The organism is Novosphingobium sp. SG720 (assembly GCF_012275365.1).
Taxonomy (GTDB): Bacteria; Pseudomonadota; Alphaproteobacteria; order Sphingomonadales; family Sphingomonadaceae; genus Novosphingobium; species Novosphingobium rhizosphaerae.
Genome location: NZ_JAAZQN010000014.1, coordinates 1 through 21,617 on the forward strand (window position 1 = coordinate 1; position 21,617 = coordinate 21,617).

Sequence of the window (21,617 nt, forward strand, 5' to 3'; positions counted from 1 at the left end):
CCATCGCAAGCCTCCATGTGCTCGCAACGTCGAATCAGATTTTCACCGACTTGGGAATCCCCAGCGTGAGTCAGCCTCAGCGCACATTGGTATAACGCGTATTGCCTTGCTTCAGTCTCGCGTTGCGGTCGGTTCGGCAAACCTTGTAAACTGGTCCGCGATGTCCTTCAGAATTGCGAGAAATGCCTCGCGGTTTTCCTGGCCCACAATGGCTTCAAATTGGGCGTCATGCGCTTCTGCATGGGCGCGCAATGTTTGCAGATTGCTGGTCCCTTCCTGGCTGAGCGAAAGGCGGATGCGGCGCTGATCCTCTGGGTCGCGATCTCTTACAATGAGGCCTTTACGGCTGAGCTCGCGAAGCGAGGCTGTAAGTGTGGATTTGTCCCGTCCGCTGGCCTTGCTCAATTCGGTTTGGGTGATACCGGGATTGTTATGGACAATGGTGAGCAGGGCATACCACCCAGGCCATATGTCTGACTCGCCCACCTTTTGCGCGAAAGCTGCAAATGACGCTTCCTGCGCTCGGCGCAGTTGAAAAGCGAGGACTCCATCAAGACTTTTTGTAAGCTCATGATGTGCCTGTGGGCTTTTGAGCCGGGCCCGGCGAACGGGGCGCTTTGCCATCTCTGAAGATTTCCTGAGTGCCTGATATGACAAAAGCTCTCGGGCATCTCCGAATGAAGCGCAAGAGATTTGCAACCGATATACGGGGTTATCAGCGCTGCAACCGCGAACGTTCTCGCGGTGTCCAGCGGAAACCGCATACCGCGTTGGGGGTGGCCCCAACGCGGCATGGATTCGGCACCTTGCGGATCGAGTCTATCGCTTGGCCACAATTTGCGGCGCCGTTTCTTTGAGAAAAAGTGCCACCACAGCTCCTACCACCAACACGACATCAACCGTCAGCAGGGTCAGTTTCAGTCCGCCAGCCATGGCAATGGCACCGCCGATCGAGGGGGCAACGCCACCGCCGAAAATCTCGCCAAGGCCGATTACCAAACCCATTGCGCTGGACGCCATCGTCGACGGCACGCATTCGCCTGAAATGGGCCCTGCCAGCAATGCATTGGCCCCACAGCAGCAGAACGCAGCCATGAACAGCGCGGCAAAGATTGCCGCCGGCGCCTGAACCCATAGGACGAGCGCCGCCAAAGCCGCCGCGCCCACAATGAAAGCGATAAAGAGTGAAGGCTTGCGCCCAATTCGGTCAGACAGAATACCCAGCAAGATCTGGCCCACAAAGCCACCCAGACCAAAACCCGACATCACGAAACCCATGGTCACGCTGTCCAGCTTCACCACGTCCGTGAGATAGACCGGGGCCATCACGCCAAGAACGAAGATGCCGCTCATCGAACAAAAGATGGCGGGAATGGCGATACGGATGTTGCGATAGGCCAAAAGCGCAAGCCAGTTGGACGAAGCGGCCTCGTGATGAGCTGCCAGTTCGGGATTGACCGGATCCCGCAGAACGCGCCACAGCATAAATGCAAGGATCAGGCCCGGAATCGACACGAGCATAAAGACATCGCGCCAGGATGGCAGGATGGCGGCCAGTTGCGTGGCGATGATAGGGCCTAGTGCAAGGCCGCCCAGTGCAAACGCCCCCTGGATGATGCCCAGATTGATCCCGCGGCGGCTTGCCGGCGACGCGTCAAGCGCGGCGGCATAACTGGTCGGGCAGTAGGCGCCCTCGGCGACCCCCATCAGCAAGCGTGCGATGAACAGTCCGGCAAAGCCAGTGGCCAAACCACTTACACCCGACAACAGCGAAAAGGCGACGACGGCAGGAATGATGATCTTGCGCCGACCGATCCGATCGGACAGTCGCCCCATGATGATGGCGAACACCCCCCATGACAGGCCGATGGCCGCTCCCAGATTGCCTAGATCCTGATAATTAAGGTGCAAATCATGCATGATCTGCGGGGCAAGCGGCATGATCAACCAGCGATCGAGACCCACGAGGCCAAAACCCGCCGCCAGCAGCCCCAAGGCGCGCAATTCGTAACGGATATTCGCTGTCGTCGTTGCAGACGCTGCTGGATTTGATGGCATAGTCGGCCCCTGAATGCGCCATCGTGTCGCAACGATAGGCGGAAATGGATGTGGCAGATCAGCAAATGGGATTCTTAGGCGTGCAGTTGGAAAAGGCGCGGCCTGTCTTCAGTCCGCAGTCGGATCGCCGCTCGCCTCTCCGCTAGTCGGCGCAGCACCGCCCATTTTCACCACCGCCTGACGTGGCTCGACGTTCAGCAGGAGTTGGGTGGCATCGGCGCGGCAATAGTGTCCCGCGGGGTCAAAAACCGATTTGGCTGCGACAATCGCTTCGATGTGGGCGTCGGCATACAAAATACCCTCGGCATCCTCAGGCAAAAGCTCGACCAGCGGTTTGCCGTCTGGGCCATAGATCATGCTGCATCCGCCACCTGCGACGGCGCCATCGGCATTGAGTAGCCCGACCTTCTCCTCCGTGTCGCAAAGGAGCTCGATCATCTCCTTGCTGGTGACCGCGCTGGAATGGAGAACATAGCAGCCCCCCTCGATGGCATGCACTTGGCTGACGGCCAGATTGGCCTGTGCGGTCAGGCCATAGGTAATTTCCTTGTACAGCGTGAAGGACGGCCAAGAGGCGACATGGATCTGTTCGTTCTGGGCGAACAGAGCGAATTTCGACAGGGGCTGGACATGTTCGGCGCAGCATAGCGCGCCAAGGCGACCGAGCTTGGTGTCCACCACTGTCAGGTCCGAGCCATCGCCCTCGCCATAGACGGTACGCTCGACATGGGTGGGCTTGAGCTTGCGGCGATGGAAGAGCAGCTGGCCCTCATCGCTGAAGGCCACTTGCGAAATATAAAGGGTGGCATCCATCTTTTCGCTAAAACCGAGGACAACATGGATCTTGTTGGCCAAGGCTGCCTGCCTGATACGCTCAAGTTCTGGTCCGTTGACGGCCACGGCGCTGGCATAAAGGCGCGGCAGGAACTGCGCGCCCCATGCCGGCGCACCCAGCCAGGCCCACCATGGGTAGCCGGAGATCCATACCTCGGGAAAAGCCAGCAGGTCGGCGCCATTGGCCGCGGCTTCCTCAATCAGCGCGATGGTCTTGTCGACCGTGGCATCGGCGTTGAGATAGACAGGCGCGGCCTGAACAACAGCCAGCTTGACGGAATTATTGATCATGTTCGCTCCCACGCATAAATCCGCGCTCGATACGTTGCGATCCCGGTCTTTCGGGCCGCGCTTTCCTGCTACTTCCTTGACGGCCAGACCGTCGGGTGACCATCCGGGGTGATCATGAAGCATTCGATGTCCAAAATGCGGGCGTCGACGATCTTGAAGATCTCATAGATGATGAAGCTGAAGGGGTGGTCGGATTTTGGGCCATTGTTGCTTTGCAAACCCGGCTCAACATCAAGGCGGCTGATACCGACCACGATCCCGCGCGCTTCATCAGTCAGCGGGTAGCGGCGTTCGCGCACATGGGGGATCCAACCGAATTTGGTGACACCAATATCGCAACTGTCCGAGGTGATGACGCCGGGCTTGTTGGTGTTGGTCGTGGGGGTGCCGTTTTCCGTGCGGTTGCAATCGGGATGAAAGGGCACAATCGCGGGATTATGCTCCTGGATCGACTCGAAATAGAGATCGGCGATGCGGCGCAACTCATGCGCAGGCACCCGCTCGTTCTGGGGCAGCACATCGCTCCACATCGGTTTCGGCGTATGAACGCCTGTGGGATCATAGAGCAGATCCTTGGGACCAGCGACCACTTCTTCCATTTCGCTGATCTTGTGTCCTTCAATCTTCAGGCGCAGAAAATAAAGCGCAGGATCGGCATCGCGCCGACGCACCACGCCCATGAACACAGCCTGTTGATCAACGGGACTCACAATGGTGGACCGGCCGGTGATGATGGTCGCATCCTGCCATATCCCGTCCTTGAGATCGGTCTTGCTGCCGTTGCGATAAATCAGAGCGTTGGGGGTGAAAACCAGCTTTGATGCATCATGTGCTTCCAGCCCAAGCAGAACATCATGCACTTTGTCGAGAAGGCATCCCCTGTCGCAGGTCACAGCCGTGGCAGCAACAAGATGGGGGGAGCGATGACCCGATGCGACGGGATTGGCCGCAACTGGCATTGTCCACGTCAGGCATCCCAACGCAGGGGCCAACCCTAGGATCCATCTTTTCATACCCTGATCCTTTCGATCTGCATTCAAAAAGCGGCGGGCAGGATGACGGAGACATCCCACCCGCCTGAGGCAGGGTTTTTAGAACTTGCCGCGGATGCCCACCGTAAAGTAGCGCCCCATCACACTATGCACGGACTGAGCGGCTGGATAGAGCACGCCCGGAAAGTAGGAGGCGTAAAGCGGAGCCTGACGGTTGAAGAGATCCGAGACATTGAAGAAGGGCTGGAAGCGCCCATCAGCAATGTCGACGCTCATCGTCACATCGGTGTAGAACACATCAGGGATCTTATTCGAGGCACTGTCGATCACAAAGGTCGGGCGCGTCGAGCGCAGATAGCCGCCGATCCACCGTTCCTGAACGAAGAGATTGAAGTTGTTCAGGTTGTAGTTGACCGAGAAATTGCCGCGCCACTTGGGATAGCCCGATGCATTGCCATCGACCGACGTGTTGGCCGTGCCCGCCAGTTCTTCGTCGCTGGCCAGCGCGCTCGTTTTCAGCTTGATGTGCGGAACGTAGCTTGTCAGCGCGCGGAACGTGATGTTGCCCGCGCCCAGGTTGTGGCGATAGCTGGCTTCAAAGTCATAGCCCTCGGTCATCAGCGAAGCGCTGTTGACCGGCGAGAGCGCCACGGCGATGGGCGTTTTGCCATCGGCCGCATAGCTGATGAGGGCGCATACGGGCGACGTGCCGTTGCTGGCCACGCAGTCATTATACGTGGTCTGCGCATCGTTGGTCGAAATCGCGTCCTTCAGGCGCAGGTGATAGAAGTCCAGCGACATGCGCAAGCCCGGCACCTGATGCGGGGTATAGGCGATACCGATGCTGGTGGTGTCTCCCTTTTCCGGCTTGAGGTTACGGTTGCCAACGGTGGTCTGGATCACGTTGACCGAGCCCGATGCGGTGGTCACGGCGTTGGCGCTGACCGATGCGGTGGCAAAAAAGTTATAAAGTGTGGGCGCCCGAATATCGCGCGACTGTGTCGCACGGATGCGCAGGTCGTCGAACGGCTCGTAAACAAACCCGGTCTTCCAGGTGACCACGCTGCCGCTGGTCGAATAATCGGTGAAACGGACGGCACCGTTGAGCGTCAGCGACTTGCCCAGCGGACCTTCGTTGAGAAGCGGCACTTCGGCTTCGCCAAAGGCCTCTTTCACATTATAGCTGCCACGTGCAGAGCCGACATTGGTCCAGTCATAGGCTGTGGCGCCGTTTGGAACGTTGCGGATGCCGGTGAAGTCCACCGGCAAAGCGGGGTCGGAGTTGCTGGACTGGTTAAGCGATTGGTGGCGGTATTCTCCGCCCACCGCCAAGGACACTGGCCCTGCCCACAGCGAGAACGGCGAGCCGGAAATGCTGGCCACGATATCGTCCATCTGGTTGACGATCTTGTAGATCGAGGTGCCCCGCACATAGGCCGCGGCAGCCGCCGAAGGAGAGCCTTCACCAAACAGGTTGAGCGGGCTGCATCCGGGATAGAGGTCGGGGTTGGTCAGCGTAACCCGGCAAACGATGTTGCCGCTTCCGTCTTTGACGGCATCCAGCGCGGCATAAAGTTTGCGGTTGTCGAATTCATTGGCGTTCACCGTAAGGGAGTTGCGACCGTGCTCGTAGCTCACGTTCCACTTGTAGCCGCCCAGCGACCCCGACAGGCCTGCCGTGATGTTGTAGTTGGTGTTCACCGCCGAGGAGGTGCGTAGGCCCAGATCGCGGTTATAGCGCGACATAGCGACGGCATTGCCACCATTCACGGCGGCCAGGGTCGCCTGATCGGCGGCGGAAAGGAAGGCGTTCGACGGGGAAATCAGCAGCCCGCCAAAATTGAAGTCATTGCCATATTGGCTGCCGTTTTCGGCGCGGGCAAAGCTACCCTGAAGGAAGCCTTCGACCTCAGGGGTAATCTCATAAGAGATACGGCTGAAGGCCTGTGTCGTGTTGACGCTGCCGGTCAGACCCAAGCCATCGAAATGCGCGCCGTCGCCGCCAACGGACTGGCCGGTGTTGCCAATGGGCGTGCCGGGGTTGAATACGCTAAGCTGACCGTTTTTGAAGGTCTGGCCCGATGCCGGGATCAAGCCGCCAAACGAAGAAAAGTTGAAGCGCGCATTGGCATAGGTTTTGAGAGGATCAGCTGCGGTGCCTGCGCCCACCAGCGTGTAGATGCCATCGCCAAAGCGACGGGCCGAACGGCTGTTGATCGCCGCCTGCTGATAATGCTCGACGCTGGCGATGATATGGCCTTTGCCCTGCGCGAACTCTGCGCCGCCAGCGAGGCCCACCTTCCAGCTTGGCGCATCGCCAAAGGTCGAAACGCCAGAGCTGGCTTCGTATTTCAAGCCTTTGAACTTGCGATCGAGGACATAGTTGACGACGCCGCTGACCGCGTCCGAGCCATAGGTGGCCGAAGCACCGGCGGTCACGATTTCAACGCGCTTGACCAGCATCTGCGGCAAGGTGTTCACGTCCACCCCGCCCGAAGAGCTGGTCTGGATGGCGCGCTGGCCATCGAACAGGATCAGCGCGCGCGAGGTGCCAATGCCGCGCAGGTTGAGGTAATTGCCGTTCGAGGGAGAGTCGGCGTTTGTCTGAAAATAGCTGGTCGAACTGGAGGAGTTCGACAACTGGGGAAGCTGGTTCAGAGCGTCGGCCAGGCTGCCCGGTGATGCCTTGAGGAGTTGCTCGGTGGAAACAGCCGTTACCGGCGTTGGCGCCTTGATGCCGTCGGTGGCCAGACGGGTGCCCGTCACAACGATCTCACCGGGCGTCGATGCCGTAGCGCCCTGTGCTGGTGCGGCTTCTTGCGCCATTGCTGCCGTCGCCGGGAATGCCAGCGCGCTGCTTGCAAGCAGCGTAAATATATAGGCCTGCTTCATATAAATCCCTCAATTTTGATAGCCACTATCACGCCCGCACCGCCCGCTCGGTTGGCGGAAATGGGGGACGCGGAATTGTGTGCCGCGTCTTGCTTGAGAGCCGCGTGCGGTTTTTCTCCGAGTAGGCCTAACGTGGAAACGGACAGACGGATTTTGGCAGGCGGAACCAAATTTGGTCTATTCCGGCCCCGGCCCGACTCGTTACCTATGCAGACCCGATGGCGAGACATGGGGACCGCCATCACACCCCATGGCGTTGCGGAATTTGTCCATGCTGCCTAAAGCACACACATTCGGCCAGATTTCGGGAATCGCTCGGTTCGTTGGGACATTGCAACGCCGGGGCCATTGCGTTGCGGACGTCTAAAGGATAGATTGGCCGTCAGACCATCCGCAAAACGAGATGGCCGGGAGCAATCCCAATAGTACGCTTCGCAGGCGGATGACAATTCTTTCAGGATCTTGGCGGTTTTGAAGCAGATTTCGCGTGCTCGTGGCGGGGAGTGAAGAATGGGCGTGGGGGCAGATACATTTCGAAACGAGTCGTCCGATTTCCTCCATTGGCGTGACGCGGTTTGCGATGCTGTGGTCGATCTGGACTGTGCCAAACCCAGCAATTCTTCATTTCACGGCACCATCTTATCACGCCCGATGCGCGATCTGCGCATGATCAAGGTGGCCGCCACGCCGCATCAGGTCACGCGGGACCGTCAGCGTGCCGCCAAAGCGACAGAGGAATTCGTGCTTCTCAGCCAGGTCGTTTCCGGCAGTTCGACCCTATTTCAGGGAGGGCGCGAGGCGCGTTTGCGGGCGGGTGACTTCGCTATTTATGACACCACCACACCCTATCAGATGGTGCTTGATAGCCCATTTGAAATGAATGTCGTGCGGATCGAGCGCAGCCGCTTTGCCCGTCATGTCAGCGACATCAGCAATCTGACGGCTTTGGCTGTTTCAGGCCGGCGCGGGACGGGCCGCATTGCATCGATGCTGATTCAGGAAACGCTGTCTCAGTTCGATGACATAGGCGATCATGGGGTCAGGCAACTCAACACCACCATGCTTGCGCTGATTGCGGCGGCTTTGACCGAGGCGGCGGGCGAGCGTCTGGTCGACCGGATGAGCGAGCCTCGCCATTTGCTGGTTCAGCGTGTGATCCGTCTGGTGGAGGATGAGCTGGGCAATGAAGAGCTCAATTGCGACTATATCGCCCGCCGCCTGGGTGTTTCGGACCGCTACCTGCGCAAGTTGTTTTCCGAGCGCGGGTCCAGTCTGTCAGATACGATTTGGGACCGTCGCCTGATCGAGGCACAAAGGCAGTTGGGTCAGGTCGTGACCGTGCAAAAATCGGTCACGACCATCGCCTATGAGTGCGGATTCAAGGATTCCGCCCATTTCAGCCGGGCTTTTCGCAGTCGCTTTGGCATGAGTCCGCGTGAATTCCGCAATCAGCGGATCAAGGGTTAGACCCCTCTACGCAATATAGGTTTCGTCCAGCATTGCGATGTCGGGACATCCGATCAGCGCCAGCGTATTGTCGATTTGCTGACTCAGCAAGGCAAACACGTCGTCAGCACCGCGTGCACCACGCGCCGCCAGACCGTAAAGCAAAGGTCGTCCGATCAACGCCCCAGCTGCCCCCAGCGCTATCGCCTTAACGACATCGGCGCCGTGGCGGATGCCGCTATCGAGCAGCAGGGGCAGTTGGCAAGCGCGCCGAATGGCGGGCAAGGCATCGATGGGAGCCATCACATCCTCGATCTGACGGGCACCGTGGTTGGAAATGATGAGGCCGTCCACACCCAGTTTTTCACAATGGCTGGCATCGCCAGGAGCCAGAATGCCCTTGACCAATAGCTTGCCCTGCCAGGCATCTCGCAGCACGGCAAGGGCTTCCCAATCAAAACTGGCGTCCATCTGGCGGCCCATCAATGCCGCCTGCGCCTCGACATCGCCCGTGCCCGCGACACGGAAATGCGCTAGTTCGGGCCATCCGGCGAATACCTGACGCAGGCTCCACACCGGATGGGTGGCCGCGTCCCACATGATGCGTGGCGTATAGCGGAAGGGCACGCCAAAACCGCTGCGTTTGTCGCGTATGCGTTCACCATTGACCGCCACATCGACCGTCAACACCAGCGTAGTGCAACCGGCTGCCGCCGCCCGGCGCACGAGATCTTCGGCAAGATTGCGCTGCACCACATAGAGCTGGAACCATATCTCGCCGGAGGTGGCCGCTGCCACTTCCTCAATGGTGCTCGTTGATGCGGTCGAAAGGCAAAAAGGTATGCCCATCCGCGCCGCGGCCTTTGCCAGCGCCAGATCGCCGCCGGGCCTCACGACCCCATTGAGCCCCATCGGAGCCACCGCAAATGGGGCTGCCCAGGAAGAACCCAGCGGAGCGACACTTTGCCGGCGTTGCTGCACATTGACGAGCCGACGCGGGCTTAACAAATATTTGGCGAAGGCATCACGATTACGGTCAAGACCTCGTTCGGATCCCGCGCCGCCTTCCACATAATCATAGACCATGCGTGGCAGGCGGCGCTTGGCTTCACGACGATAATCGTCGATCGTCGGAAGGGGGAGGGGCGGGGCCATCTCAGTGGTGATCCAGCCAAACGTCAAGCACGGCACAACGCTTTTGCTCGCGCACTACCCTCAGTGCTTCGGCAATGGCTTCGTCCACCTGCGCCGGGTCAACGATCTGGCGCCCCCAGGCATTGCCAGAGGCCTTTGCAATGCCGACATAATCGGGTGCGGGATCGAAGGAAGTGTCAAGGCCATTGGCATGCGCCGCAAAGCCGTCGGGGTGAACCGCCAGCGTTGAGAGCTTGGGCGATTTCCATCCCCGATTGTTGAAGATCACCTGAAGGAAAGGTGCCTCATAGCGTCGTGCCATCCAGTGCACCGAGCTGGGCACCGTGAACATGAAGGAACCATCGCCCGTCAATGCCACCACGGTCGCATCAGGGCGGGCCAGCTTTACGCCAATGGCCGCACCGCCATTGTATCCCAGCGATCCACCGCCGCTGGTGAAGATCTGTCCGGGCATATTCAGGCCGAGATGGTTGAACACGGTGTGATAATTCGAGATCGCCTCGTTCACGAAAAGCATTTGATCATCCTGCGCCGCCCGCAGACGGGAGACGAAATATTCGGGCGTGATGGTGCCGCTTGGCATCGCCTCCAATGCGCCCAGTTCGGCATCGCGTTCCGCGTGACGGTGCGCGTAATGTTGCTGGCGCTCGGCCACCTGTGCCGCATCCACCATCTTACCGTCCAGCCAACGCAGCAATTGCTCCAGCGCCGTGGCTGCATCCGCGCGGCAGACTGCTTCCGCATTGATGCGCCACAATGGCATCTGTTCCTTCAAGGGGTCGACGTCTATGTGGAAAATGCGGGCATCCTCGGCCGGTTTGGACACGGTGGGGATCCAGGGGACATCACTGTCGATCACCAAAACGACATCGGCTGCGGCAAGATCCTGGTTTTGCCGGGGCTGGTTCCACTGATTGCCCAGATAGAGCGGGTGGTCATGCGGGAAATTCATAGCGTTGGGCACCGATTCCAGCACGCCAATTCCAAGCTTTTCGGCAAGGCGGACCAATGGTGCAACCGCTGCCGGATTACGGCCCACAAAAGAGGTGACGATCAGTGGTCGCTTGGCCGACAGCAGGGCCGATCCGATAGCGTCGAGCGATGTCATCCCAAGCGCGGCCGGTTCGATCGCCTTCCAGCGCGCGGCATCATCGGGGGTGGGCGTGACTTCCTCTTCCATCACCTCACGCGCGCCCATCAGATATGTCGGCCCTTTGGGATCGGAATTGGCGAATTGGAGAGCGCGGTGGACCAGTTCCTTCACATTCTTGCCCGTGCGCAGTTCGTTGTCATAGCGCATATAGCTGCGGACCAGTCCGCGCTGATCGTGAACATCCTGAATCCACTGGATGAATTCATTCCGGCTCCCTTTCATCTCACCATGCTGCGTAAAGGGGGATGCGCCGGCAAAAATCAGCATTGGCGCATGTCCTTTGGCTGCATTGTGCACGGCGCCTGCCAAAGCCTGCGTGCCACATTCCACATGTACAACCACAGCCTGCGCTACGCCACTGGCCTGCCAGAAACCATGCGCCGCGCTCATGCCTACCATTTCATTGGGGCAGGTCACCACGTCAGGAATTCTGCGTCCGGCTGCGCGCGCCTCGGCAATCGCTTCGACAAGCGCAGGGTGGTCGCTGCCCAGATTGGCGAAGATATAGGAAACCCCATGCTCAATGAGAGCGTCGAGAAAAGCGCTGGAGGTGGTGTACATAGAAAATCCCGAGGTTTGATGCGCGTTTCAGACAAGGTCCGAGGTGCTTGTGTGAAGCGGCTTGATTGGATCGCCTGGGTAGGTTGCCGCTCAGAGCGAAGCCGAACCCTTGGTACTGAGCGCCGGACAAATGCTCGATTCACGGCGGTAAAGCCTGCCATTTAGCGACAGGGCCCGGATCGCGGTATCGGCGTCAAAACCATTGACCTCGGTGACAGCGGGCACATTTTTCGAGGGTTCGCGGTTCATAGTGTTTTCCTGTGACACTCCGCATCAATATAGTTTGAAGGCAAACTATATCAAGACCCATCTGTCATACCGAGTTTGCCATTTTGACCTGTCTGATTCCTATTTAAACATATGATTTTAAGTCATAAAAGGCGCGTCGAAATTGAATTGCCGATTTCCAAAATGAACGGCAACGAACGATTTTATGATTCTTACCGGCTTTGGTTCCTGAGGAAGCCACTGCGTCGGAAGAGGCGTTGGGGGGGAGGGAATGGGCCGCAATCGCAGTTCCTTTGCAGTCAAGAAATAGTCTCGCCCTGAACAATTGCCGGACCGCATTATCGCTCATGATCGCCCCCACCGAATGAACGGTTGCGCTATGACATCAGGGGGATTTATGAGGAAACACACCCTACTAATGTGCTCAATTCTAGGTGGTTTTTGTTCGTGGGCCGGGCAAGCCCACGCTCAGGAAGAGGCACCCAGGAAAGAGGCTGAGGTCGGCGAGATTGTTGTCACCGCACAGCATCGTACTGAAAATATTCAAAAAGTTCCTATTGCTATCAGCGCTTTCAGCGGGGAATCACTGCAGCAGCGCGGATTGGGCAAAATCAGCCAGGTGGCGGCGTTCACGCCCAACGTCGAAATCAAGACCAGTGCGGCCTTCGCCGGCTCCTCGCAAATTCTGGCTGCGTCGATCCGTGGCATCGGCCAGAATGACTTTTCCTTCAACCTCGAACCGGGCGTAGGCGTCTATATCGACGGGGTTTATTTTGCGCGTTCGTTGGGCGCTGTGGTCGACCTGCTCGACCTGCAGCAAATGGAAGTGCTCAAAGGCCCGCAGGGCACGCTGTTTGGCCGCAACACGATCGGCGGCGCACTGAATATCACCACGCGCGCGCCGGACAAAAACTTCCGCTACGCATTTGACGCCACCGTGGGCAGCTTCAGCCGTACCGATGTGCGCGGCTCTGTCGACTTGCCGCTGGTGGAGGACAAGCTGCTGTCGCAGGTGTCGTTCTCGGTCAAGAAGCGCGACGGCTATCAAAGGCAGATTGCCTTTCCGGGCGCTGCGGGCACGGTCAACGATCTGGGCAGCTATGTCACCGCCGGCAATCAGAGCGGCGGCACCACGCGCGGCGATGAAAATCAGGTCAATTTGCGCGGAAAGCTCAAGTGGATCGTCAACCCGGACCTGAATGTGCTGCTGGAAGGCGACTACACGCATGTCGATCAGGGCGCTCGTCCGATCACGTTGATCAAGACATTTGCCGGGGGCAGCGATGGTACGCTGTTTTCAGCCTATAACGGTTGCGTCGCCGGCGCGGCGCCAGCCTTTTTGTGCAGCAAACGCGGAACGGTGGGCACCAGCTTTTATGGCGCCACCAATCGGCTGTTCATCAGCGATGCCTTCGTAACGGGCAACATTGACACAACCTATGCCCGCGGCAGCAACTACGACAAGCTCAAGACATGGGGCGGCTCGGCCACGGTTGACTGGACGCTTTCATCCAATGCCGCGATCAAGTCGATTTCGGCCTATCGCGAACTGCATTCCTCGTTTGGCAGTGAAAATGCAGGCACGCCTTTTGGCGCAGGCGATGCGTCCTTCACCATGAATCAGGCGCAGACTTCGCAGGAAATTCAGCTCATCAGCTCTGCCTTTGACAACCGCCTGAAGAGTGTTGCGGGCCTCTATTATTTCAACGAAACCGGTAATCTGACCGATATGCCCGTCCTGGGCGAAGGTCTGGTGCAGATCTATGGCCGCAATTATTTCCTCAATGATGCCTATGCTGCCTTCGCGCATGAGCATTTTGATGTGACCGATCGTCTCGGGGTCACTTTTGGCCTGCGTTACACCAAGGAAGACAAGCGGTTTGAAGGACAGCAAAAGGATCTCAACTCCTTCTTCCTGCGTTCGCGCGGTTATGACCCCAATCTGCCGCTGCCCCCGTCGGCCAAGGCTTTGCTGCCCGATCCCAACGATCCCACGCGTATCTTCCCGCTGGGCGTCAATCGCCAGAGTTTCTCCAATGCCTCGATCAAGGCGGGCCTGGAATACAAGCTGGCCCCGGCTATCATGACCTATTACTCCTATTCGCAAGGCTTCAAGTCGGGCGGCTGGACCGCGCGCCTGACCGATGTCATCAGCCCGCCTAACGACATCTCGCAACTGACCTTCAAGCCCGAAAAGGCCCAAACGCATGAAATCGGACTGAAAAGCACTCTTTTCGGCCGCAAACTGCGCCTGAACATCGCGGCCTTCAACACCGATTACACCGATATTCAAGTTACACAGTTTGTCGGGATTTCGCCGGTCATCAAGAATGCCGGCAAGGCACTGATTCGCGGCGCGGAAGCCGAGGCGCAAGGCCAATTCGGCGAATTCTCGATCAATGCCAGCCTTGGTTATATGGATGCTCATTACACCTATCTGGCACCGGGCGTGACCTATTCGGTGCAGAGCGCGCTGGTCAATACGCCCAAGTGGTCGGCAACCCTTGGCGGCCTTTGGCATCATGATTTGGGCGATGGCAAGGCCATTTCGACGAACCTTGATTATACCTACAAGAGCAACAGCCATCCCGACGCTGAGAACTCGCCCTATTTGCAGTCGGGCAATGTCGGGCTGCTCAATGGTTCGATTTCTTACACCGCAAAGGATGACCGTATCGGGCTGACCTTTGGCGTGCAGAATATGACCGACAAGCGCTATGTCACGGGCGGCTTCGACCAATCAGGCGTTGGCCAGATCGGCTTCGTCTCTGCCACCTACAGCCCGCCGCGCCAATGGTATCTGACGCTGCGGGTCAAAGGCTGACCATTTGAAGCATAATAGAGAGGGGCGGCTGTGCCCCTCTCGATTCGTCATTAAACTTCTATAACTTGGCGATAGTTTCGCATCGGTGCCTATGGCGCGAGGCGCAATTCTGCCGGCATCGAAAGAAAAAAGCCCCGGCCATCCGTATAGGATGGTCGACGCCTACGATTAGTTTAGCTGACATCAGCTTGCAGTATTGGACAAGCTGATGTCAGCAATTGCGCTGTTTCGCCCCGCCCTCCATCAGTTGGGGAAATGCCCGTTTTGTGTTTCGACGGTGATCCAGCGTGTTTCGGTGAAGCTGTCGATGCCCTGACGGCCGCCGAAGCGGCCGTAGCCCGAGGCGCCGACGCCGCCGAAGGGCATCTGGGCCTCGTCATGGACGGTGGGGCCGTTGACGTGACAGATGCCGCTCTTGATTTGCTTGGCCAGACGCAGGCCCTTGGCGATGTCACGGGTGAAGATCGCCGCCGAGAGGCCATATTCGGTATCATTGGCCAGCTCGATCGCATGGGCCTCATCGCGCGCGCGGATGATGCCGACCACCGGGCCGAAGCTCTCGTCGCGGAACAGCTTCATCTCCGGCGTCACCTTGTCGACCAGATGCGCGGGCATCACGACATTGAGCGTGGTTTCCCCGCCCGTCAGCAGCACCGCGCCCTTGGCCACGGCATCGTCCACCAACGAAAGGCAATGCGCCACCGTTTTGGCATCGACCACCCCGCCCAGCGGCGTGTTGCCCAAACGCGGGTCGCCCGCGGTCAGGGTCTTGACCTTGGCGGCGAATTTCTCGGCAAATTCATCGGCCACATCCTCGACCACGATGATCCGCTCGGTGCTCATGCAGATCTGGCCCTGGTTCATATAGGCGCCGAAAGCCGCGGCCTTGACCGCCTCGTCGAGATCCGCATCGGCGCAGATCACCAAAGGCGCCTTGCCGCCCAGTTCGAGCAGGCAGGGCTTGAGATGCTCGGCGGCACGCCGCGCGATGATCTTGCCGACCCCGGTCGATCCGGTGAAGTTGATGCGTTTCACCTCGGGCGCGTCGATCAGCGCGCCGACCACCTCCCCTGCGTCTTCGGGCGCATTGGTCACCACATTGACCACGCCATCGGGGAAACCCGCCTCGGCAAACGCCTCGATGATCAGGGCATGGGTGCGCGGGCAGGTTTCGCTGGCCTTGAGGATCACCGCGTTGCCACAGGCGAGCGGCACGGCAATGGCGCGCACGCCGAGGATGATCGGCGCATTCCACGGGGCAATGCCCAGGATCACGCCGACCGGCTCCTTCAGCGCCATGGACAGGCAGCCGGGCTTGTCGGACGGGATCACTTCGCCCGAAATCTGGGTGGTGAGACTCGCTGCCTCGCGCACCATGGAAACGGCCAGACCAAGGTTGAACATCGCCCAGCCCGCCGTCGCGCCGATCTCGCCCATCATCGCGGCAAGAAAGTCATCCTTCTTGGACGCCAGCGCATCGGCCGCCTTTTGCAGCACCGCGCGGCGCGCGTTCGGACCCATCGCGCCCCACGCAGGCTGCGCCGCCGCAGCACGCGCAGCAAGGGCGGGAATGTCAGCGGCCTGCATGGCATGGGCGATCGACGCCACCTCACCCGTGATCGGGTTCTTGCGTTCAAAATTCATTGGTTTGACCTCTTCCCGAAACCATTTAACCCCACGCTGCTCCAATTATAGTTTTATGTCAAACAAAATGCTCGCAGTCTGCCGCCCTCTGTGCTGCTGACCAACCACCTGAAGGCCCTCAAGCTGCCCACCTTCGCGCCCGAGCATGAGAAAGTGGCCTTCGAGGCCGGGCAGTATCGGGCCGAGCACTCGCGCTATCTGCTGCATATCCAATCCGGAAATCGGCCACCCACTGACCCCCATCCTCGGCCATTGCACGACAATGATGCCTGAGGATCAACGCCAGAACGCACTACGTGGCCAGGCCAGCGAAATCCTGGCTCAGTCATGGAAGGTCGTTCCAGAGCTGGTCGAGATGCTTCACGTCCGTATCGGCGGCGCCCGAAACGTCGAAATCCGATAACCAGCAGCGTCAACGTGGGGCTCTCGCACCATCGCTTGCCGCTTCCACGCGCCGATCCACCATGCTTGGCCGCCAATTCCGCCAGCGTCAGATCGCCCCAGATCGCCTCCATCGCTACCTTGGCTTTGAACTCCGCGCTGTAGCGCTTCCTCGTCGTCTTCATTCCAGTCCGTTCCTCAGGTCGGGCTGAGCTTATCACCCCGTCCAGAAAATCGGCACCACCTCAGATGGACACATGGCGATCGTCGTTCATGAGCCCACCCCAATTTCGTCAAGCGGGACCATAAGCTCGGGAAAGGAAGCCATGATCGCCGCTTGACGATAGAAAAGATCAGAACTTGTAGCTCAAACGAACACCATAGGTACGCGGAGCCGAATTGATACCGGTGACGGTTGAGGTCGGCGAATTGTAGTAGCTAAGCACCCCGCGCCGCTTGTTCTCCATGTTGTTGGCGAAAGCCGAGATGCTCCATGCTCCGCCAGTTGGCTGGAAGGTCAGCCCGGCATTCGTTGTCCAATAGGCACTCTGGGTCTGCGAGGGCAGGTATTCGAAGCCGATGAAGCTCTTGCTCTGATAATGTGTGGAGGCCCTCGCGATCAGCTCATAATCGCCGATTTTGACGTTTTGCTCGCCGCCAAAGTTGATTGTCCATTGCGGCGCCTGAAACGCCGATTGGCCAGAGCAATCAATGGTGTAATTGGAGCCTGCGGTAAAGGCTGCCGGGGGCGTAACGCCGCATGCCACATAGGGCGGTGGGTTCGCGGTGGCGTTGGTGACGGCCGGAGATGTATATTTGAACGAGTCGAGCTTGGTTTCGAGATATTGCACATCGGCAAACAGGCGTGTTCCCTGCGCGGGCTTGACCTGCAATTCAACCTCGATGCCCTTGTTGGTCGAACGACCGATGTTCTCGGTGTAAAAGGTTGAGCCCAGTTGCGGGTCGGGGCCGAGGTGGGAAACCTGCTGGTCTGTGTATTTCCACAGGAAGGCCTCGACATTGAGCTGGACGCGGTTGTTGAAGAAGCGGTTCTTCGAACCCAATGTCCATGCCCGAATGTTTTCAGGGCCGAACGTGGGGCGGAAGCCGGAAAAGGCAAAGCCGCCCGAACGGAACCCAGTATCATACGAGAGATAGAGCAAGGAGCTGGGCGCAAGATCATACTCAGCGCCAAGATGGTAGGTGAACCTGCCATCGGTGCGAGACTGGTCAAGCGTAGTCGTGCCTTGCAGAAAGATGGTGTTCGCAGCAGCTGCACTGGGTTGGATGTAAACCGCCGGGGAATTGGCCGTCGGTGGCGCGACCTGGATCAGCCCCAGTTGCGCAACCGTGTCTGCCACCGATGAGGCAAAAGGCAGCAAGGGCGCGTTTGCGCAGACATGGGTGGGCGAAGCGCAAACATCGAGCAAGACGTTCGCCGTCCCCGCGAAGGAGCGATGATCGTTGGTGTATCGGCCGGACGCAACCAGTCGGAAGCGGTCGGTAACCTTGAAGCCGAGGCGGCCAAATGCGGCCAGCGATTCGGTTTCGAGCTTATACTTCTGGAAGGAGTCGAGCACCTGCATGGTAACCCGGAAGTCGGGTGCGTCGACGGTGTCCTTGAAATAGAACCCGCCCACCAGCCAGGATAGCCGCGCGCTGGGGTCGCCCGACAGGCGCGTTTCGAGGCTGAATTGTTTGTCCGAATCGCGCGTATAATTGGTGAAGCCACCGCCACCTGTCGTGGCTTCCTGTTTGAATTGGCGATAGGACGGGATGACCGTCAGGGTGCCAATCCCGGTCTTCCAGGTCAATTCGGCATTGATGCCCCAGTTTTCATTGTTGACGCGTGGCGAGGATAGCAGCGGGCCAAGCGTCCGGCCCGAGACGCCGGAAAATGCCTTGCCCAGAAAAGCCGCCGAGCGGCTGTCAAACGTGCCGACCGAGCTGTCCAGTCCTGATGGAATGGCTGTATAGCTGTTATTGGCAGGATTGAAGGCAACGGCGTGGGTGAAGGTTCCGCCGCCGCCTTTACCGCGCTGCTGATAATAGTCCGCGGCGATGCGCAGGCTGAAGTCATCGGAGGGCTGGAACAGCAACTGGGGCCGAATTGCCCAGCCTTTGTCATCGTCGGTCCCGTCCGAATTATAGCCTTTGCGATCAACGCCCATGGCGGCGATGCGAAGCGCGGTAATCTGGCCAAGCGGCACGTTGATGGCACCTTGCACATTGAGCGCGTCGTAGTTGCCATAGCTTAGGTCGACGAAGCCACTCATTTTGCCCAGTTCGGGGCGTTGCGGTAGCACGTTGATGGCGCCGCCCGTCGAGTTGCGGCCATAAAGGGTGCCCTGCGGGCCCTTGAGCACTTCCACCCGCCCGAGGTCGTAAAATACGCCCGATGTGGATGCGGGACGGGCCAGATACACGCCGTCATAGTTGAACGATACAGCTCCGTCCGTGTAAGAATTGGCGACAAAGGCGCCAACGCCACGAACATAAAAGCTCGCCGTTGTGCCGCCGGCGCTTGACGCTTGCAGAGCCGGAACGAGGGCTGCGAGATCTGTCGCCTTGGTTACCCCGGCGCGGACAATATCTTCACTGCTGACCACAGACACGGCGACGGCTGCACGTTGCAGCGGCTCGGGCCGCCGCTGAGCTGTCACGATGATATCAGTTAAACCCTGGCCTGGCGCCGTTGCAGGGTTTTCCTGCGCCGACGCAGGAAAGGAGCCAAGCGCGCTAATTAAGCCGGTTCCCAGGAAAAGGGACTTCTTCATTTTAATCCTCCCTATTGTTCTTATTTGAATATTACGGTGTTGCAGACGATGAGATTTTCGACCGGCTTGCCGCCCGAACTGTCGTTGGCCGCAGCAATGGCACCAAGAAACGCGCGCAGATCCTCACGGTTGGCAAAGCTGATTTCGTCAAACTGGTTGAAGTCGCACGTAATCTTGTCCGAAGCCGCAGAGTTGATCACCAGTCTGTCGGGCTTGGGGATGGCTCCGGTTTTGATGACGTCATGAAGCCGGGCCGCATGTTCTGCGGCGAACGCCTTGTGGTCGCCAGCCACTTCACGCAGAACGAATGCCTTATGCGTCTCGGCCTCGATACCATCGATAATGACGTTTTCGTCGACTATGAGCGCCTGCGAGCCCGCCTCATCTCGGAAGTTGTCTTCGTCGGGGCCGACAACTTCGATATAGGCGGTTGATTGCTTACTGGCGACCAAACCAGCCAAGTCGGCGAAGCTGATCAGAGTGACCGCGCCTCTTTCCAGAGGGGTATAGCCGTCCGGAAGCGGAAAAGTTTCGTCGACATAATGATGGATGTAACGCTGGAATGGGCCTGAAACGTCCGGGTGTGCAAGGCACAGCGGTCCATGATGACGTTCAAGGTATTCACGCAATTGTGCATGCGACATGGCGCTGCGGTTCTGCGGTATGATTGCCAGTTTGATCGGCATCGAACTCCCCTTGTTTGGCCCTTCGACGGGACGACAGGCTGTGGCCCAAGGTCGTCACGGTGGTTTGTGGAGTCCGCATAGTTCGAATTATAGCATAACGGTAATGTATTTAAATTATACGCTGCAATGAAAATTTGTGATACAGCATCGACGATGCGATAGGGTGTTGGGGATTAAGGGCATGCGTTTCAAGGGGCTGGACCTCAACTTGCTGCAAGCGCTGGACGTGCTGCTGACCGACCGCAGCGTCTCTTCCGCCGCCCGGAAGCTGGCGGTGACTCAGCCGGCAATGAGCGCGATCCTGGCACGTCTGCGCGAGTTTTTTGGCGACGACCTGCTAACCATTCACAATCGGCGGATGTATCCCACCGCATTCGCGCAAAGCATTTGGCCGCGCGTTCGCGAATTTCTGTTGGTGGCGGATAGCCTGGTTTCGGACACGTCGCTTTTTGATCCGGCGACTTCTGAGCGAGCCTTTATAATAGGCGCCTCAGATTATCTCCAGCATACGCTTGTTTTTGAATGGATTCGTTCGATACGAGCTTCGGCACCTAATGTTCGCTTCGAGCTTTCCAGCATCGACGAGATGCTGCTGCGAAAATTCGAACTCGCCGAAGCCGACCTCATGATTCTTCCCGAAGAGTACGCATCGGAACGGCATCCACTGCAACCTCTCTTTGAGGAGACCCATGTCGTGTTGGGCAGGTGCGACGATCCGCGGTTTGCTCATCCCATTACCGAAGAAGTTCTGTTGGAGGCGCAGCATGTTTCGTGCATGATTGGGCCATGGAGAAGGCCGTCGTTTGCCGACCGGAATTTGGAACACCTTCATAAAGTTCGGCGCATTGGGGTGGTCGTGGATACTTTCATGGCCGTGGCCCCAGCGGTGCTCGCGACGAATTGTCTCGCTATTGTACAGCGACGCCTTGCAGAGCGAATTTGCGAAATCTACCCGACCCTCTGTGTGCCATTACCATTCAAATTTCCCAGAATGCGCGAGGTCTTGCAGTTCCACCATAGCCGCGTCGACGACGAGGGTATCACTTGGCTGCGCCAGAGTCTCAAAGACGCAGCCGATAAGACAAGAATCGCGTCAGCCCATGTTAAGCTAGGGTGACAACCCATGCACAGATCTGATTTCGCTCTGATCTGATCAAAGATTGCTCTTCCCATCAGATTATGTGATGAGCTAACGCCTTTGTAATAATTTTAAATTTCTCGCTTGCCGACAGTGCGGGCAAAAACGCGGCGATTGGGAGGGGAGTGGATCGCATAAACACAGCCGTGCGGTGCCGCAGTATGAAGACTGGACGCGGTCGGCAATGACGCGTCTATCAAACGCCGCAGATTACGCCCAAGCCGGAACGGGAATCAGCGTCATTGCAAAAGCCATTATGTTGCTGTCGGTCTGTGTTGCGGCGTTCAGTGTCGATCAGCCGGCCCTGATCGGCGGGTATTCGATTTTGTGCTGCAATGCTTCTCAAGGTTCTATATGGCGCTAGGTGTCTGGTTGTGAGACCTCGTTGGCGTAGAATAGGATTCGGTCTACTTTATTGAGCAGATCATTCTGATCTGCAGGTGGCTTGTAAAGTTTGTTCTTGAGGCGGCTGTTGAGCTTGAGGCGCTCGCCGACTTTGTCGATCGGCGAGAGACCGTTGAGGACTCTCTGCCTGCGTCGATTATAAGCGCGGTTGA

At 58.4% G+C, this 21,617-nt stretch carries 15 protein-coding genes and 2 pseudogenes; 4 read left to right on the top strand and 13 right to left on the bottom strand.

Annotation, left to right across the window (positions count from 1 at the left end; genetic code table 11):
- Positions 1 to 111: 111 nt before the first annotated feature.
- The 5 genes from FHW94_RS22485 to FHW94_RS22505 form a co-directional block, all read right to left on the bottom strand.
- A complete protein-coding gene (locus FHW94_RS22485) occupies positions 112 to 624 on the bottom strand; it encodes a MarR family transcriptional regulator (protein ID WP_168558076.1) in 513 nt (170 codons plus the stop codon).
- Between the two features lie 195 nt (positions 625 to 819).
- Positions 820 to 2,058 carry an MFS transporter gene (locus FHW94_RS22490; RefSeq protein ID WP_168558077.1) on the bottom strand — a complete coding sequence of 413 codons (1,239 nt, stop codon included), beginning with the start codon at positions 2,056 to 2,058 and terminating at the stop codon, positions 820 to 822.
- A gap of 108 nt (positions 2,059 to 2,166) precedes the next feature.
- On the bottom strand, positions 2,167 to 3,183 hold the full coding sequence (locus FHW94_RS22495) for a carbon-nitrogen hydrolase family protein (protein ID WP_168558078.1): 1,017 nt from the start codon (positions 3,181 to 3,183) through the stop codon (positions 2,167 to 2,169).
- Between the two features lie 68 nt (positions 3,184 to 3,251).
- Positions 3,252 to 4,196 (bottom strand): hypothetical protein, encoded by a 945-nt coding sequence (locus FHW94_RS22500; RefSeq protein ID WP_168558079.1) that lies wholly within the window; start codon positions 4,194 to 4,196, stop codon positions 3,252 to 3,254.
- Positions 4,197 to 4,274: 78 nt separating this feature from the next.
- Entirely contained in the window at positions 4,275 to 7,067 is a 2,793-nt protein-coding gene (locus FHW94_RS22505; RefSeq protein WP_168558080.1) for a TonB-dependent receptor, read from the bottom strand.
- Between the two features lie 510 nt (positions 7,068 to 7,577).
- Here FHW94_RS22505 and FHW94_RS22510 point away from each other — a divergent pair.
- The gene (locus FHW94_RS22510; RefSeq protein WP_168558081.1) at positions 7,578 to 8,534 is read left to right on the top strand and encodes a helix-turn-helix domain-containing protein; all 957 of its coding nucleotides are present in this window, start codon (positions 7,578 to 7,580) and stop codon (positions 8,532 to 8,534) included.
- A 6-nt stretch (positions 8,535 to 8,540) separates the two neighbouring features.
- Here FHW94_RS22510 and FHW94_RS22515 read toward each other — a convergent pair whose 3' ends face one another.
- From FHW94_RS22515 to FHW94_RS22525, 3 genes are all read right to left on the bottom strand, one after another.
- A complete protein-coding gene (locus FHW94_RS22515) occupies positions 8,541 to 9,668 on the bottom strand; it encodes an alpha-hydroxy-acid oxidizing protein (protein WP_168558082.1) in 1,128 nt (375 codons plus the stop codon).
- A 1-nt stretch (position 9,669) separates the two neighbouring features.
- The gene (locus FHW94_RS22520; protein WP_168558083.1) at positions 9,670 to 11,382 is read right to left on the bottom strand and encodes a thiamine pyrophosphate-requiring protein; all 1,713 of its coding nucleotides are present in this window, start codon (positions 11,380 to 11,382) and stop codon (positions 9,670 to 9,672) included.
- Positions 11,383 to 11,472: 90 nt separating this feature from the next.
- Positions 11,473 to 11,631, bottom strand: coding sequence for a hypothetical protein (locus FHW94_RS22525; RefSeq protein WP_168558084.1), 159 nt, complete (start codon positions 11,629 to 11,631; stop codon positions 11,473 to 11,475).
- Positions 11,632 to 12,007: 376 nt separating this feature from the next.
- On the opposite strand from FHW94_RS22525, the gene FHW94_RS22530 reads away from it, so the two are divergent.
- Complete coding sequence (locus FHW94_RS22530; protein ID WP_168558085.1) at positions 12,008 to 14,434, top strand: TonB-dependent receptor; 2,427 nt, start codon at positions 12,008 to 12,010, stop codon at positions 14,432 to 14,434.
- Positions 14,435 to 14,677: 243 nt separating this feature from the next.
- Here the strand turns inward: FHW94_RS22530 and FHW94_RS22535 are convergent, their stop codons facing one another.
- A complete protein-coding gene (locus FHW94_RS22535; protein ID WP_168558086.1) occupies positions 14,678 to 16,078 on the bottom strand; it encodes an aldehyde dehydrogenase in 1,401 nt (466 codons plus the stop codon).
- A 90-nt stretch (positions 16,079 to 16,168) separates the two neighbouring features.
- Between FHW94_RS22535 and FHW94_RS22540 the strand changes: the two genes are divergently transcribed.
- The gene (locus FHW94_RS22540) at positions 16,169 to 16,351 is read left to right on the top strand and encodes a hypothetical protein (protein WP_168558087.1); all 183 of its coding nucleotides are present in this window, start codon (positions 16,169 to 16,171) and stop codon (positions 16,349 to 16,351) included.
- Positions 16,352 to 16,510: 159 nt separating this feature from the next.
- On the opposite strand, the pseudogene FHW94_RS22545 reads toward FHW94_RS22540, so the two are convergent.
- From FHW94_RS22545 to FHW94_RS22555, 3 genes and pseudogenes are all read right to left on the bottom strand, one after another.
- Positions 16,511 to 16,644: pseudogene (locus FHW94_RS22545) on the bottom strand (transposase); the annotation flags it as partial.
- Positions 16,645 to 16,812: 168 nt separating this feature from the next.
- A complete protein-coding gene (locus FHW94_RS22550) occupies positions 16,813 to 19,236 on the bottom strand; it encodes a TonB-dependent receptor (RefSeq protein ID WP_168558088.1) in 2,424 nt (807 codons plus the stop codon).
- Between the two features lie 20 nt (positions 19,237 to 19,256).
- The gene (locus FHW94_RS22555; RefSeq protein ID WP_168558089.1) at positions 19,257 to 19,922 is read right to left on the bottom strand and encodes an EthD domain-containing protein; all 666 of its coding nucleotides are present in this window, start codon (positions 19,920 to 19,922) and stop codon (positions 19,257 to 19,259) included.
- A 181-nt stretch (positions 19,923 to 20,103) separates the two neighbouring features.
- On the opposite strand from FHW94_RS22555, the gene FHW94_RS22560 reads away from it, so the two are divergent.
- Complete coding sequence (locus FHW94_RS22560) at positions 20,104 to 21,039, top strand: LysR family transcriptional regulator (protein ID WP_168558090.1); 936 nt, start codon at positions 20,104 to 20,106, stop codon at positions 21,037 to 21,039.
- 381 nt (positions 21,040 to 21,420) lie between these two features.
- Here the strand turns inward: FHW94_RS22560 and FHW94_RS22565 are convergent.
- Positions 21,421 to 21,617 (bottom strand): annotated as a pseudogene (locus FHW94_RS22565) (IS481 family transposase); the annotation flags it as partial.

Coding starts and splice junctions, on each gene's coding strand:
- FHW94_RS22510 (WP_168558081.1), top strand. CDS start 7,578: ATGGGCGTGGGGGCAGATACATTTCGAAACGAGTCGTCCGATTTCCTC.
- FHW94_RS22525 (WP_168558084.1), bottom strand. CDS start 11,631: ATGAACCGCGAACCCTCGAAAAATGTGCCCGCTGTCACCGAGGTCAAT.
- FHW94_RS22515 (WP_168558082.1), bottom strand. CDS start 9,668: ATGGCCCCGCCCCTCCCCCTTCCGACGATCGACGATTATCGTCGTGAA.
- FHW94_RS22495 (WP_168558078.1), bottom strand. CDS start 3,183: ATGATCAATAATTCCGTCAAGCTGGCTGTTGTTCAGGCCGCGCCTGTC.
- FHW94_RS22490 (WP_168558077.1), bottom strand. CDS start 2,058: ATGCCATCAAATCCAGCAGCGTCTGCAACGACGACAGCGAATATCCGT.
- FHW94_RS22520 (WP_168558083.1), bottom strand. CDS start 11,382: ATGTACACCACCTCCAGCGCTTTTCTCGACGCTCTCATTGAGCATGGG.
- FHW94_RS22555 (WP_168558089.1), bottom strand. CDS start 19,922: ATGCCGATCAAACTGGCAATCATACCGCAGAACCGCAGCGCCATGTCG.
- FHW94_RS22500 (WP_168558079.1), bottom strand. CDS start 4,196: ATGAAAAGATGGATCCTAGGGTTGGCCCCTGCGTTGGGATGCCTGACG.
- FHW94_RS22535 (WP_168558086.1), bottom strand. CDS start 16,078: ATGAATTTTGAACGCAAGAACCCGATCACGGGTGAGGTGGCGTCGATC.
- FHW94_RS22530 (WP_168558085.1), top strand. CDS start 12,008: ATGAGGAAACACACCCTACTAATGTGCTCAATTCTAGGTGGTTTTTGT.
- FHW94_RS22550 (WP_168558088.1), bottom strand. CDS start 19,236: ATGAAGAAGTCCCTTTTCCTGGGAACCGGCTTAATTAGCGCGCTTGGC.
- FHW94_RS22560 (WP_168558090.1), top strand. CDS start 20,104: ATGCGTTTCAAGGGGCTGGACCTCAACTTGCTGCAAGCGCTGGACGTG.
- FHW94_RS22505 (WP_168558080.1), bottom strand. CDS start 7,067: ATGAAGCAGGCCTATATATTTACGCTGCTTGCAAGCAGCGCGCTGGCA.
- FHW94_RS22485 (WP_168558076.1), bottom strand. CDS start 624: ATGGCAAAGCGCCCCGTTCGCCGGGCCCGGCTCAAAAGCCCACAGGCA.